Source organism: Sorangium sp. So ce296 (assembly GCF_051529605.1).
In the GTDB taxonomy this organism is placed as follows: Bacteria; Myxococcota_A; Polyangia; order Polyangiales; family Polyangiaceae; genus Sorangium; species Sorangium cellulosum_D.
The window spans coordinates 13,050,825-13,064,112 of record NZ_CP150325.1 but is presented as its reverse complement, the minus strand read 5'-3'; the positions used below and the strand labels follow the sequence as shown (position 1 = coordinate 13,064,112).

9 protein-coding genes are annotated in these 13,288 nt (G+C 73.8%); 5 read left to right on the top strand and 4 right to left on the bottom strand.

Annotation, left to right across the window (positions count from 1 at the left end):
• Nucleotides 1–13 precede the first annotated feature (13 nt).
• On the bottom strand, nt 14–589 hold the full coding sequence (locus tag WME98_RS48225) for a 2OG-Fe(II) oxygenase (protein WP_437948288.1): 576 nt from the start codon (nt 587–589) through the stop codon (nt 14–16).
• Nucleotides 590–711: 122 nt separating this feature from the next.
• On the opposite strand from WME98_RS48225, the gene WME98_RS48220 reads away from it, so the two are divergent.
• Nucleotides 712–3,660: a helix-turn-helix domain-containing protein gene (locus tag WME98_RS48220; protein ID WP_437948287.1), complete on the top strand. Its 2,949-nt coding sequence runs from the start codon at nt 712–714 to the stop codon at nt 3,658–3,660.
• Nucleotides 3,661–3,877: 217 nt separating this feature from the next.
• On the top strand, nt 3,878–5,164 hold the full coding sequence (gene traA, locus WME98_RS48215; protein WP_437948286.1) for an outer membrane exchange protein TraA family protein: 1,287 nt from the start codon (nt 3,878–3,880) through the stop codon (nt 5,162–5,164).
• Between the two features lie 94 nt (nt 5,165–5,258).
• Here traA and WME98_RS48210 read toward each other — a convergent pair whose 3' ends face one another.
• The 3 genes from WME98_RS48210 to WME98_RS48200 all read right to left on the bottom strand — a co-directional run bounded on the left by WME98_RS48210 (nt 5,259) and on the right by WME98_RS48200 (nt 7,604).
• A complete protein-coding gene (locus WME98_RS48210) occupies nt 5,259–5,747 on the bottom strand; it encodes a type II toxin-antitoxin system RatA family toxin (protein ID WP_437948285.1) in 489 nt (162 codons plus the stop codon).
• Nucleotides 5,748–5,892: 145 nt separating this feature from the next.
• On the bottom strand, nt 5,893–7,011 hold the full coding sequence (locus tag WME98_RS48205) for a hypothetical protein (protein WP_437948284.1): 1,119 nt from the start codon (nt 7,009–7,011) through the stop codon (nt 5,893–5,895).
• Complete coding sequence (locus tag WME98_RS48200) at nt 7,008–7,604, bottom strand: hypothetical protein (protein ID WP_437948283.1); 597 nt, start codon at nt 7,602–7,604, stop codon at nt 7,008–7,010. Before WME98_RS48200 ends, WME98_RS48205 begins: the two co-directional genes overlap by 4 nt.
• A gap of 144 nt (nt 7,605–7,748) precedes the next feature.
• On the opposite strand from WME98_RS48200, the gene WME98_RS48195 reads away from it, so the two are divergent.
• The 3 genes from WME98_RS48195 (at nt 7,749) to WME98_RS48185 (ending at nt 13,275) form a co-directional block, all read left to right on the top strand.
• A complete protein-coding gene (locus WME98_RS48195) occupies nt 7,749–8,213 on the top strand; it encodes a hypothetical protein (protein WP_437948282.1) in 465 nt (154 codons plus the stop codon).
• 99 nt (nt 8,214–8,312) lie between these two features.
• Nucleotides 8,313–8,906 (top strand): Uma2 family endonuclease, encoded by a 594-nt coding sequence (locus tag WME98_RS48190; RefSeq protein WP_437948281.1) that lies wholly within the window; start codon nt 8,313–8,315, stop codon nt 8,904–8,906.
• A 610-nt stretch (nt 8,907–9,516) separates the two neighbouring features.
• Nucleotides 9,517–13,275, top strand: a complete 3,759-nt coding sequence (locus tag WME98_RS48185; protein ID WP_437948280.1) for a tetratricopeptide repeat protein — start codon at nt 9,517–9,519, stop codon at nt 13,273–13,275.
• Nucleotides 13,276–13,288 lie beyond the last annotated feature (13 nt).

Below are 13,288 nucleotides of genomic sequence, written 5' to 3'. Positions count from 1 at the left end.
GCGGCGCCGGGCGTTAGCCGCGCCGGTACATCACGTCGGTGCGGAGCACGTACTTGCGCCCCCGCGTCACCGCGGCGCCCCGGTGGAGCCGCCGGTGCTCGAACACGAGCGCCATCCCGCGCTGCGGGACGATGCTCTGGCCGCCCCAGAAGTCGGTCGTGCCGCCCTCGAAGTCGTCGTTCAGGTAGATCATCGCGGTGAACAGGCTCCGCTCGATCTCCGATCGCGGGAACGACCCGTCGCCGTGCCAGTTGAAGTACTCGCCCTCGGCATACCGGTAGTAGCGGAAGCGATCGTTGAGCCCGACCGCGCGGAGGGCGCCCCAGGTCGGCGGGGTCCACGGCGCGAGCCGCTCCCAGAGGCGCGCCGCGAGCGCCGGATCGTCCAGCATGACGCGGCCGTTGTTGCGCACCTCGAGGTTGATGACGCTGCCGCCCCCGATCGGCGCCTGCTCGAAGCCGTGCGCCTCGGCGCGCGCGATGAAGCCGTCGCACTCCTCGGGGGACAGCAGGTCCGTCACGGTGAAGATGCGGAGGTCGTCGGTGGTGGAGGTTCGCTGGGCGGGTCGTTCGGCGTGCATCGTGCTCATGCGTCGACCATGCGTCCCGGCGGACCGGATCCGGAAGGGCGGGACCGGGCAGGACCGGGCAGGACCGGGCAGCGCGGTGGACAGGACGGCGCGGCATCGCCGATGATCGAGGGCGCGCAGCGATGGCACAGGTCCCCAGGGCGGGCCGAGGCGCGGAGCCCGCGGTCCATTTCAACCACGCGCTCCTGCTGCGGGCGCGCCTCGAGCTCGACCTGACGCAGGAGCAGGTCGCCGCGTCGATCGGCGTCGACGTGCGGACGTACCGCCGCTACGAGTCGGGCGCGGTCAACGACCCGCGGCTCGGCTTCTCGGTCCGGAGCCCGTCCCGGCGGCGCATCCTCGAGCGGCTCAGCGCCGAGCTCGGCCTCGCCGAGGCGGACCTGCTCGTCGGCGAGGCGGGGGGAGCGCCGGCGGCGGAGGGCGCGGCGGCGAGCGGGGCGGGGGAGGCGACGGCCGGGGCCGGGGACGCGGCCGCCAGGGCCGGAGACGCGACCGCCAGGGCCGAGGAGGCGCCCGCGAGGGCCGAGGAGGCGCCCGCCAGGGCCGACGAGGCGCCCGCCGGCGCAGCCGCCGCAGCCGAGGCGCAGGCCCCGCCCATCGCGCCTGCCGCCGCGCAGGGCGCCGCCCCGGCGTGGCGCCCGCTGCACGCGCACACCCTCCAGCGGGCCCGGCACTTCGTCGGGCGCGGCGAGATCCTCGACCGGCTCGCCGCGTGGGCCGCCGCCTCGCCGCCCTCGCCCCCGGTGATCGCGCTCCTCGGCGTCGGCGGCGCCGGCAAGACCTCCATCGCCGAGCGCTTCCTCCAGGGGCTCGGCGACGCCCCGCGCCCCGGCGGGGTGCTCGTCTGGAGCTTCTACGACGACCCCAGGACCGAGGCGTTCCTCGACCAGGCGGCGGCGTACTTCGCGCCGGGCCCCGGCGCGTCCGGCGCGGCGGCGCCGCGGGCCCCGGCGCCGCCCGGCGAGCAGCTCGCGCGCCTCAAGGAAGCGCTGGGGCAGGGCCCGCCGCACCTGCTCGTGCTCGACGGCCTCGAGACCGTGCAGGCCGAGGGGGGCGCCGGCCGCGCGCACGGCGAGCTCCACGACGCGCTCCTCCGCCGGCTGCTCTGCGCGATCGCCGCGGGGCTCGGCGGCGCGCGCGCGCTCGTCACGTCGCGCTTCGAGCTCGCGGACCTCGCCGCCTGGGCCGACGGCGGGCTCGCGACGATCCGGCCGGAGCCGCTCGGCGAGGGCGACGCCGCGTCGCTCCTGCGCCGCTGGGGCATCCGCGGCGACGGCGACGCCCTCCGCGCGCTGTTCGAGCAGACCGGCGGCCACGCGCTCTCGGTCGCCGTGGTCGGCTCCTACGTCGGCGCGTTCCTCGGCGGCGACGCGGCCCGGCTCTCCGCGGCGGGCGCGGCGCACCTCGCCGAGGCCGAGCGCGACGACGTCCTCGCCCGCCGCCTGAGCTCGGTGCTGTCGGCCTACGCGCGCGCGCTGCCCCCGGGCGAGCGGGACCTGCTCGCGCGCCTCTCGGTGTTCCCGGGCGGCGCGGGCGAGGCGGCGCTGCTCCAGCTGGTCCGGGCCGGCGGCGAGATCGCGGGCGCCATGGCGGGGTGGGGCGCCGCGGAGCTCGCCCGCGGGCTCGCGCGGCTCGAGCGGCTGGGGCTCGTGTTCGCGGCGCGGCAGGGCGAGCTCGGCTACTCGACGCACCCCTTCGTGCGGCAGCACTTCAAGTCGCTGCTCGCCGTCCCGCCGGATCGCATCCACGCCGCGGGGAGCGCCGCGCCGCCGCCGCGCCTCGACGAGGCGCCGCGCCGGGCGCCGCGGGAGCGCCGGGCGGTCGACGCGTACGAGGCGATCCTCGCCGAGCTGCTCGGCGCCGGGCGCGCGAGCGAGGCCTACGAGATCTACGCCTTCGGCCTCGGCGGCTTCGCGCACCTCGGGCTCAAGCTCGGCGACATGGCCCGCGGCGCCCGCATCCTGCGCGCGTTCGCCGGCGGCGACGACCCCCGCGGCATGCCGGCCTCGCTGCCCGCGCGCGTGCGCGCGTCGCTCGCGTACGACGCGGGCCTCTACGCGGGCGCGCTCGGCGATCTCGCGTTCGCGTGCGCCTGCTACGCGGCGCACAACGAGATCGCCGGGGCGCTCGCCGATCCCGCGCCGCTCGCGACCGGCCTGCGCACGCTGGCGTACACGGAGCGGCTGCGCGGCCGGCTGACCGAGGCGCGCCGCCTGCTCGAGCGCGGGTCGGAGGTCGATCGGCGCGGCGCGACGAGCGGCGCGCGCGCCTCGGATAGCGGCCAGGCGGTGCGCATCGCGGCGCTGCTCGCCGCGGTGCTGCACGACCTCGGCGAGGTCGACGCGGCGGGCGAGCATTTCGCGAGGGTGCGGGAGCTGGGCGACGCGCCGGTGGCGCGCCGCGCGCTCTGGGAGGCGGAGCACGACCTCGCGCTCGGGCGCCGGGACAGGGCGCGCGAGGCCACGGCGCGGAACATCGCCGAGTGCCGGCGGCGGGGCTGGGAGGGCCACGTGGCGCACGGCCACACGCTGCTCGGCCTCGCGCTGCTGGACGGCGGCGAAGGCGGCGACGAAGGTGGCGTCGCGGACGACGGCCGCGTCGCGCAGGCGGAGGCGCACCTCGCCGAGGCGCGGCGCTGGGCCTCGGCGACGGGCGAGGTGGAGGTCGCGCTGCGGTGCCACGAGCTCGCGGCGCGGCTCGCGCTCGCGGCCGGGCGGCCCGACGAGGGCGCGGGGCAGGCGCTCGAGGGGCTGCACGTGGCGGAGACGTGCGGGTTCGGCCCGTTCCGCGCGCGGCTCGCGGTGGTCGCCGCGCGGTGCGCGCTGGCCCGCGGCGCGGGGGCGGCGGCGTCCGCGGCGGCGCTCGCGGACGCGGCGGTGGCGTGGGCGGGCGAGGACGCGTGGGCGAGGGCGGACGCGCTGCACTGGGCGGGCGTGGCGCGCGCGGCGGCGGCGCGCGCCGAGGAGCTCGCGCGCGGGCGGGAGCTGTTGACCGAGGCGGCGGCGTTGCGGGAGCGCCTGCGCCACCCGGAGGCGGGGGCGTCCCGGGCCGCGCTGGCGGGGCTCGGGTGAGGGGAGGGAGCGCGTCGCGTGTCGTGCGAGAGCGCGGCCGCGCGCTGGCGAACGGGCGCGCGGATTTGTGCTTTTCCCCGTTTCGTGGTCGGAGGCCGGGGTGCCCGTGTACCATTTCGCGGTCGCCTTCAGGTGATGTCGACCAGCATCCATGCAGCTTTCGCGACCGGTTGCGCCGGTTGCGCCGGCTGCACTCCCTTCTTCGCAAGGAGCGTCCATGTCCCCCCGACCTTCCTCCCTTACCGTCTCCTCCGTCATCGCCCTCTCCCTCGCGCTCGGAGCCTCGGGCTCCGCGAGCGCCGAGCCGGTGAGCATCACCGGCGATCCGGTCGCACCGCTCCCCGCCGAGAAGGGCGCCGGCCTGTGCGGCGCGCACAGGATATCGACCGACCCGGAGGCCGACTTCTACGTCTCGCCGGCCACGGCCGAGGGTTTCATCGAGAAGATGACCGCGTTCTTCGATCCGGGGCAGACCGATATCGAGAGCTTCGTGGTGAGCGCGCCGCTCGATTTCTCGAACAACTACGCCGCCGGGAACGAGTGGAGCTTCGGCGATTTCGTCAACGCGGTCCCCGACTGTTCGGAGGGAGGGTGCGACTTCGCGTCGAACGAGCCCAACGTGTCGTTCGGCATGCGCCTGCGCGGCTACCTGGCCGTGTCGCCCGAGCACGTCGATCAGCCGGTCCACTTCGGCATCTTCGCCGACGACGCCGTGGCCCTGGTGCTCTACGACGCGGAGCAGACCGCCTATCCGGTGCTGGCGCAGCCCCTCAAGCTCGGCCTCACCACGTGGCGCATGACGAACACCGTCACGTTCGCGAAGGAGGGCCTGTATCCGGTCGAGGTCCTCTACGCCGGCATCGCCGAGCATTCGGCGCTCGAGGTGTCTCTGCTGGTCGGCGAGTTCGAGGATTTTCAGCTCGGCGCCGGAGAGACTGGCAGCGTGAGCCTCGAGGAGTCCGGCTTCGCCATCGTCGAGCCGGCGTCGCTCTATCAGGCCTTGTCGAGCGGCGACGCGAACCCGGACGAGGCCTCCTGTGCGCAGTGCAGCCGCGAGCTCGTCGACAAGGCTGGAGAGGCGACCGGCTGCGCGGCGGGCGCCTACTGCAACAGCGCCGCGCTGTGCGCGCCGTGCGCCGTCGACGGCTTCTGCGGGCCCTCCTGCAGCCCGTGCCGCGGCGAGACGCCGCGCTGCGCCCTGGTGGAGGGGACGCCGGAGTGCGTGGCGTGCGCGAGCGACGCGGACTGCGGCGACGGCGAGGTCTGCGACCTCGAGGCGCACGCCTGTGTCGCGGACCCGTCCGAGCCGGGCGCGGGCGGCGCGGGCGGGGACGGCGGGGGCGGCGGCGGCGCGGCGCCCAACCCGGGTCCGGTGGACGATGGCGGCGGCTGCGGGGTCGGCGGCGAGCGGCGGCCGGGCGGCGGGCTCGCCTTGGCGCTCGCGGGGCTTGGGCTCGCGCTCGCTCGGGCGCGCGCTCGCCGGACGCGGGCGGCCGCGCGGTAGGGCGCGTCTGCGGAGCGCGCCTCGCGCCGAGCTCCGGCGGCGCGGTCTCGTGCGGCGGCGCGGCCTCCTCCGGCAGCGCCGCCTCGCCGCGGCGTCACGTCGCCGCCGGGCCGCGCCGCGGCAAGCGCTGCAGGATGTCCGTCGTCTCGGCGCTCTGCTTGAGCCCGGCGAGGCGCTGCTCGATGTCGCGCCTCAGCACGGCCGCCAGGACCGGCTCCAGCACCGGGGCGAGGACGCGCGGGCGCGCCGTGAAGTTGTAGCGGAAGGTGACGCGGGTCCGCCGCGGCGACAGCGCCTTGAAGAGCCACGCGCCCGAGAACTGGCGGAAGATCCGAGGCCCGTCGACCATGGTGATGGCCACCTGCTCCGGCGGGTTCAGGGTGATGTAGCGGGCCTCCATGGACAGCCCGTTCTTCGCCCGCACCCACACCCGCACGCCGACGGCGGGCGCGGTCGCGCCGTCGCGGTAGCGCATCTCGCGGAGGAACGGGTCCCACTCGAGCCGGAGATCGTAGTCCTGGGACAGCGCGAAGAGCTCGTCGGGCGCGGCGTCGATCTCGGCGGTGCTCTGGATCGTGGGCATGGCGCCCAGGATAGGGCCGCGGGGAGAGCGGTGAGGAGGGCGATGGCGAGGGGCCGTCGCGATCGCTGTTCAGGCGGCGGGCCATGCGGCCGGGGTGAGCTGCGCGGGCCCGAGGAGGAGATCGCGCGTGCGGCGGCCTGCCTGGCTAGGCCGCGAGCGCGAGCTCCGAGAGCTCCGCGAGCTCCGCGCTCGGCGTCAGCCACCGAGAGGCTTGCGAGATGACCCCTCGGATCAGGCTGGCCGCCTTCGGCTGCTGGAGGCTTTCGCCCGACGCTCGGCCGACGTCGCTGTTCAGGAGGGCTTCGCGGAGAGTGTTCTCGATGATGGCCGTCAGCATCTGCGGCTGTGTTGTCAGGAGCTCGATCAAGGGCCCCGCCGCCTCGATGTACTTGCCGATGTCCTCGGAAATGATCGAGCGCCGCTGCGCTGCGATCTCCGCAGCCCAGCGAGCTCGCTTGCCGTGGGCCTCGGCGGCATCCTCACCTGCGTAGAACGCGGCCAGGAACGCGGCCAGGGACGCCGTCATGAAGCCCAGGTAGACGACGCCGTCCGCGGGCTCGCGGTTCAGCTCCTGATAGGCCGTGTCCAGCTCGGCCTCGGCCTCCTCGCGCGTCGTCGCGGAGCCGGGGTAGGCGATGGACTGGGCGGTCACGAGGAGCATGTAAGCCCGGAGGAGCGGGTTGTCCGGGCACAGCCGGTGTGCCCGTCGCACGGCCCGGCCGAGATCGTCGAAGCGGCGCGCGTCGAGCGCTGCCCTGGCATCGACGAGGTGAAACGTCGACTCGCCTGGAAAGCGCTGAAGGAGCGCATCGAGCTCGGCGCGCGCGCGCGACCGGTCGGTTTCGGCGATCTGCTCCCATCGGAACCGGGATGAGACCAGGACGGGCGCTCGCTTCAGGAGCTCCGTGAGATCCTGCCGCGCGGCGAAGTACAGAGGATCGAGCCGATCTCGGTGCGCGTTTGCGGTCTCCTGAGGCACGGCCGCGCTGGCCTCCTCCACCTCGCGGAAGGCGCGCGCTGCCTCCACGACGTCAAGGCCCATGACGAGGCACGCGCACCGTTCGACAGCGGCCCTGAGCCGGGTCTCTGGCGCGGCATCTTCCAGGAGCGAGAGCGCGCGCCTCTCGATCTCGGCCGCCTCGTGAAACAGCACGGCTGCCTCGAAGCGGCTCTCTTCGTCTCCGTAGGCCAGCAGCGAATTGGCCCTGAGCTTCCGCTTTCCGCCGGAGGCCAGCAAGGCGACGTACCCATCGTGCGTTTTCATGGCTTCACCTGGTAGAGCTCGCTGACCCGCGGGGCCGCGCACCAGAGCGAGAGGTGGACCTCGGCGATGTCGTTTCTGGCAGTCAACCGGGCGCCCTTCTCCAAGCGGACTGCACGAAGCGCCGAGAGGCCGCCTGACGACCGCCCCGCGACCTCGACGCCGCAGAGCGCCCCTGGGGTCGCGTCGAGCACAAAGTCCGGCGCCTCTCCTTTGCACATGGTGATCACCCGCCTTCCTGGCATCAGCGCCGAGATGGCGACGAGCGCGAGCCCATAGGCCGCGTTCTCCGTGATGCGCTCGCGATCCACGGTGCGGCCGGAGCGCAGCCGCGCGATCTTGGAGCGCAGATCGATGTCACGCCTCTCCAGGGCTTCCATGCTCCAATCGAGCATGAGCTCCATGGACCTGGGCTCGGCGCCGCTCGGGCGGACGACATCCATCTGGAACAGGAACGGCTGCTGATCCTGCGGCTCGCCGCGGCCGGGCAACCAGGCGATCACGTGCGGGACCGTGTCGATGACGAAATCATGATCCTGGTGCTCGTAGAGGGTCTCCAGGGCGTAGCTAGACCGCTCGATTTCGGTACCGGGCATATCCGACACGGCGACAGGGTAACACGGCGGCACGCCCTTGGGCAGGACGGCCCATGAAGCCCCCGAGATCGCGGGGGTTTGGCTGCCGGTGCGGTGCACGCCGGCTCGTTGACGTCTCCCGCGGACCCGGGTAGTCCGCCGCTCATGGGTCACCGATCGGCGTTCGTGCTCGTTGTCATGGCAGCCGGGGCGCTCGCGCTGGGCGGCTGCAACCGGGGGTATCAGACAGCTGCCGAGCTCGAGTCCGCGGAGCGCGGGCCGACCCACTGCGCCAGCTCCTGTTACTCGCTCGGGATGCGGATGTCCGCCTTCGTGCTCGTGGACCGCGCCGTGGCGGGCTGCGTGTGCGAGCCGGTGCAGGCGCCGGCCGGCCCTTATGCCGCGCCGCCCCCGGCCGGAGCGGCTCCGACGGCGCCGCCTCCCGCTGCCGCGCCGCCTCCTGCTGCCGCGCCACCTCCCGCTGCCGCGCCGCCCCCGACGGCCGCGCCCCCGGCCGCGCAGCCTCAGGGCCGCGCGTGGGTGGGGGCCGCGGCGGCCTACGCCGTGATCGAGGCGTACCGGAACCAGCAGGAGGAGCAGCAGGCGATGCGGGCCGCGCAGCCGAAGTGAACTCGCCGGGGGAGGCAGCGCGACGAGACCTGCCCCTCGGAGGAGTCTCACGGCACCGTTGGCTCTTGGAGGAGCCCGCGTGGCATCCTCGGCAGGACCATGAACGAGCCGGCGCGCAAGATCATCTGGACGTACGCCGAGTATCTCGACCAGGAGCGGGCGAGCCCGACGAAGCACGAGTTCCTGAACGGCGAAATCTTCGCGATGGCCTGCGGGACGCCCGAGCATGCGCGCCTGTGCCTGAGCGTCGGCGCCGAGCTCCGGGCGCACCTCCGCGGGCGGCCCTGCGTGGTCTATTCCTCAGACCTACGCGTCCGGGTGCAGGCGACGGGGCTCTCCACGTACCCGGACGTCAGCGTCGTTTGGAGCAGGCTCGAGTGCGATCCCGAGGACACGGACGCCGCGCTCAACCCGATCGTCCTGATCGAGGTCCTCTCCGACACCTCGGAGGCGTACGATCGGGGGCAGAAGTTCGCGCACTACCGGCGGATCCCCTCGCTCCGGGAATACGTGCTCGCCTCGCAGCGCGAGCCGCGCATCGAGGTGTTCCACCGCAACGAGGATGGCTCGTGGACGCTCCGGGAGGCGCGTGCTGGGGAGGGGGCGGAGCTCCAGGCGATCGGGTGCACCCTGTCGGTCGACGACGTGTACCGAGATCCGCTCGCCCAGGCCGCGCCGACGGCGGAGGGGTGAGTTCGGGAGTCGCGATGAGCTCCCGACGGTCGGCTGGATGAGCCGCATTCCCTGAACGCCATTGCGCGGCCGGCCGATGTTGCGGCCGGCGTCGAGGACCAGCGCCCCGACCGCGCCCTTCACCGTGCATCCCCCGTCGCGTACGATACCGCGAATGTCCAGGTCGCTGCCCGCGATGGTCGACCTCCGGCTGGATCCGGGGGGCGCCTTGATCCTGAGCTGGACCGAGGCGCCTGGGCCCAGGAACAAGGCCGTTCGCCCCGAGGAAATCGCGCACCTCCGCCGCCTCACCGACGCGGTAAGCCTCGCCGAAGGTCAGCGCCAGAGCGTCGCGATCGTCGAGACCCGCGCGGCCCTGAGCGCCGCCCTCGTCGAGCTGCTCGACGGCCCCGAGCGCGCCCTCGGGAAGCGCATCGCGAGGGCGGACGCCGAGCGCCGCCGGCTGGATCTCGTCGTGCGCGCGCGGAGCGACGACCGCGGCGCGCTGCGCGCGCACCCCGCCACGTGGATGCGGTGGGAGCTCCTGCCGTTCGCGGAGACGCGCCGCCGCGGCGCGCCGCCGCTCACGGTCGTCCTGCAGCTCGGTTCGCAGGACCTCGCCGCTCCTCGCGTGCTGGAGGGCGGCGGCCTGCGCATCGCGTTCATGGCGTTCTCTCCTCACGATGCCCGGCCCGAGCTCGACTTCGAGCGGGAAGAAGAGGAGCTGCTCGTCGCGATCGCGCCCATGGCCGAGCGGCGCCGCGCCCGGCTGCGCGTCGTCGAGGGGGGCACGCTGGAGGAGCTCCGCGACGTGTTGCTGATCGAGCGCTTCGACGTCCTGCACCTGAGCGGCCACGGGGTGCAGACGCCCGACGGACCGCGGCTCGTCCTGGAGGACGCGTTCGGGGCCCGGCGCGACGTCGAGCCGGCGGAGCTCATCGAGGTGCTGGAGCGGGCGAAGGCGATGCCGGAGCTCGTGATGGTCTCGTGCTGCAACAGCGCCGACGTCCGCGGCTCGGTCGCGAGCTTCGCGGCGGAGCTCGTCGCGGCGGGCGCGCCCAACGTCGTCGGCTGGACGCGCCCGGTCGGCGATGGGATCGCCATGCTGGCCGCGTCGGTGCTGTACGAGCAGATCGGCGCCGGCAAGACGCCGGTCGAGGCCATGTACCGCGCCCGCGAGCAGATGCGGCGCGAGGAGGAGCGCACGCCCGCGCCCGCGCATGCCTGGGGAACGCTGCACCTCGTCAGCGGTTCGGCGGCTGGATTCCGCGTTGACGATCGCGCTGAGCCGCTGAGCGAGCGTGTCGATCGCGATGAGGTCTACAGGTTCCTGGGCAGCCGCATGCGCGTGCTCAAGACGGGCTTCGTGGGCCGGCGGCGCCTCGTGCAGCGACTGCTCCGCGTCATCGTTCGCGGGCAGGATCTGGAGCCAAAGAGCGGGGCGCGCGACGTGGCGGGCGCGTGCGTCTTCGGGATGAAGGGCGTCGGCAAGTCGTGCGTGGTGGGCCGGGCCATCGAGCGCGCCAAGCAGCACACGCCGGAGCTCGGCGTGGTGGTCGTGCACGGCGCGATCGACGAGCGCGCCGTGCTCGATGCGTTCCAGGAAGCCGTTGCGGTCGGCGGAGGGGACGGGACCGCGGAGAAGCTGCTCGGCCGCACCGATGAGCGGGTGTTCCAGCGTGTGCGGCGCCTGATGGATCACTGGCGCAGGCGGCCTGTGGTCGTCGTGCTCGACGACTTCGAGCAGAACCTGGAGCCAGGCACGAGCGGCCCCTGGCTGGTGAAGCCCGAGGCGGTCGCGTTGCTCGAGGCGCTGCTGCCCACGTGCGCGACCGGCAAGCCGAAGCTCATGATCACGTCGACGGCCGAATTTCGGGTGCCGTGGGCGAACGAGCGGGCGCTCGCCTTCGTGCCGGTCGGCGCTCTCGACGACGCGGCCGTGAGAAAGCTCTGGGCGCGCGGGCGGGCGTCGAACGAGCTCGCCAAGGTATCGCTCGAGGGCTGGCACGACCTTGCCGACCGGCTGGGGCGCAACGCGCGTGTGCTTGCGTGGGCGCGCGCGCTGCTCGGGGGCAAGACCGACGAGGAGCTAGCGGCCGTTGCTGCCCGAGCATCGGCGAAGCTGCCGGTCTGGGCGCCGGGCGATGAAGCGAGCGAGAAGAAGCACGCCGAGCTGGCGGAGCTGTTCTTGCGCCACATGGCCTACGAGCAGGCCCGGGCGGCCTTCGGTGAGCCGGCGCTCGAGTTCGTGAAGCGGGCGCGCGTCTTTGAGGACGCGGTGCCGAAGGAAGCCTTCGCAGCGCTCGCCGAGGGGCTCGCCGTCGACCTCGACCGGGACCTGGACGTGCTGGCGAGCTGGGGGCTGCTGGAAGTCGGCGAGCTCGACGGGGCGCGAGCGTACCGGGTGAGCCCGCTGGTCGAGGCGCGATTCACGGCGGACGATGCCGCCCAGTGGCATGAAGCGGCGGCGGAAGCTTGGGAGGCGTTGGCTGCGAAGGGGACGTCGGGCGTGGCGTGGCTCGAGCGCACCGAGGCGGCGTGGGATCACGCGCTGCGGGGCGGGCATGTGGCGCGCGCGGAGCGCCTCGCGCACCGTATCGATGCCGCGCTTCACCGTGCAGGTCTCTACGCCCACAATCTCCGGCTGGCCGAGCGTCATGTAGAGGCGCTGCCGGAGTCGGCGTTCGGGCATCAGTGGCTCGGCTACGCCGAGTTCATGGCGGGGCGGTCTCCGTCCCGCGCTGTGGAACGCATCCGGCGAGGCCATGGGCTTCTCCTCCGCGTGCATGGCACGGAGGAGCACGGCGACGTGGCTGCGTCGCTGCACGCGCTGGGCGGCGTGCTGATGGCGCAGGGCGACGTGGCGGGAGCGCGCCAGGCGCTGGAGCGCTCGCGCGGCATCTTGGCCAAGGTGCATGGCACGGAGGAACACCCCGACGTGGCTGCCTCTCTGCATGAGCTGGGCGGCGTGCTGAGGGCGCAGGGCGATCTGATGGGAGCGCGCCGGGCGCTGGAGCGCTCGCTGGCGATCAGGGCCAAGGTGCACCGCACGGAGGAGCACCCCGACGTGGCTGCCTCTCTGCATGAGCTGGGCGGCGTGCTGATGGTGCAGGGCGATCTGGAGAGAGCGCGCCAGGCGCTGGAGCGTTCGCTGGCGATCACGGTCAAGGCGCACGGCACGGAGGAACACCCCGACGTGGCCGCGTCGCTGCACGAGCTGGGTGGCGTGCTGAAGGCGCAGAGCGACCTGACGGGAGCCCGCCAGGCGCTGGAGCGCTCGCGTGGCATCTTCATCAAGGCGCACGGCACGGAGGAACACCCCGACGTGGCTGCGTCACTGCACGCGCTGGGCGGCGTGCTGAGGGTGCAGGGCGACCTGGCGGGAGCGCACCAGGCGCTGGAACGCTCGCGCGGCATCTTGGCCGAGGTGCATGGCACGGAGGAGCACCCCGACATGGCTGCGTCGCTGCATGAGCTGGGCGGCGTGCTGAGGGTGCAGGGCGATCTGATGGGAGCGCGCCAGGCGCTGGAGCGCTCGCTGAGCATCAAGGCCAAGGTGCACGGCACGGAGGAGCACCCCGACGTGGCTGCGTCGCTGCACGAGCTGGGCGGCGTGCTGAGGGTGCAGGGCGACCTGACAGGAGCGCGCCGGGCGCTGGAGCGCTCGCTGGCGATCACGATCAAGGTGCACGGCACGGAGGAGCACCCCGCCATGGCTGCGTCGCTGCACGAGTTGGGCGGCGTGCTGAAGGCGCAGGGCGACCTGGCGGGAGCGCGCCAGGCGCTGGAGCGCTCCCTGACCATCGATATCAAGGTGCACGGCACGGAGGAGCACCTCGACGTGTCTGCGTCGCTGCACGCGCTGGGCGGCGTGTTGAAGGCGCAGGGCGACCTGGCGGGAGCGCGCCGGGCGCTGGAGCGCTCGCTGGCGATTAAGGTCAAGGTGCACGGCACGGAGGAGCGCCCGGACGTGTCTGCGTCGCTGCACGCGCTAGGCGGCGTGCTGAGGGCGCAGGGCGACCTGGTGGGAGCGCGCGAGGCGCTGGAGCGCTCCCTGACCATCGATGCCAAGGTGCACGGTACAGAGGAGCATCCCGAAGTGGCTGCGTCGCTGCATGCTCTAGCGGGAGTGCTGGAGGATGAGGGAGAGCTCGAGCAAGCTGCGGAGCACTACCGCCGCGTTTTGACCATCGAGAAGAAGTGCTTCGGCACTCTCGACCAGTACCACTCGGCCGAGACCGAGGTGGCGCTCGCGATGCTGCTCTTCCGCCTCGGCCAGCAGGGGGAGGCCGGCGGCCTCCTTGGGCACGCCCTACAGGTTTTTGCCGAGCAGGTGCCGAACCATCCCATCCTGCAGCAGTTCCGCGCGCTGATGCAGCAACCGGGCTAACCTGCCTCGCCCC